Below are 812 nucleotides of genomic sequence, written 5' to 3' on the forward strand. Positions count from 1 at the left end.
CCGGTGGACGACAATGTCGTGCGCTCCTACACCGACGGGCACTCGCTCTTCGACGACATGCTCGCCTCCATCGAGGGTGCGCACGATCATGTGTACTTCGAGACCTTCATCTGGCGTTCGGACAGCTACGGGAAGCGCTTCAAGGAGGCGCTCATCCGGGCCGCCGAACGCGGTGTGCAGGTGTTCGCCGTCTATGACGGCTTCGGGGCACTGAACCAGGACCCGCGTTTCAAGTTCTTCCCCCACCACCCCAACCTGCATGTCCGGCGCTTCCCGGAGATCCGTTCGGGCATGTTCACCCTGAATCTGCGCAAGACCGGGCGCGACCACCGCAAGATCCTGGTGGTGGACGGCGAGATCGGCTACGTCGGCGGGTACAACATCGGTGATCGTTTCGCCGACGAATGGCGCGACACCCACGTCGAGGTCCGGGGCCCCGCGGTGTGGGAGCTGGAGAACGGGTTCATCGACTTCTGGAACCACTTCAAACGCCGCCACCAGCCCGCCCTGCCCGACACCGGGGCCAGGGAGTGGAACGCCCATGTCACTGCTGCCTTCAACCTGCCGTCACGACTGCTCTTCCCGGTGAGGGGCCTCTACCTGGACGCCGTGGAGCGCGCCACCAAGCGCATCCTCATCACCACCGCGTACTTCATCCCCGACCAGGAGATCCTCCAGGGACTCATCGACGCGACCCACCGCGGGGTCCAGGTGCGTGTCCTCATCCCGGAGTACTCCAACCACATCCTCGCCGACTGGGTGGCGCGCCCCTACCTGGGGATCCTGTTGCGCAACGGCATCGAGATCTGGCT

At 64.9% G+C, this 812-nt stretch carries 1 protein-coding gene; it reads left to right on the top strand.

Features of this window, described 5'->3' with window-relative positions; genetic code table 11:
- Positions 1–18: 18 nt before the first annotated feature.
- The coding region (locus FK530_RS24400) for a phospholipase D-like domain-containing protein (RefSeq protein WP_231706784.1) at positions 19–812 on the top strand (794 nt) is incomplete at its 3' end.

It is taken from the genome of Tsukamurella conjunctivitidis, from assembly GCF_007858475.1.
Taxonomy (GTDB): domain Bacteria; phylum Actinomycetota; class Actinomycetes; order Mycobacteriales; family Mycobacteriaceae; genus Tsukamurella; species Tsukamurella conjunctivitidis.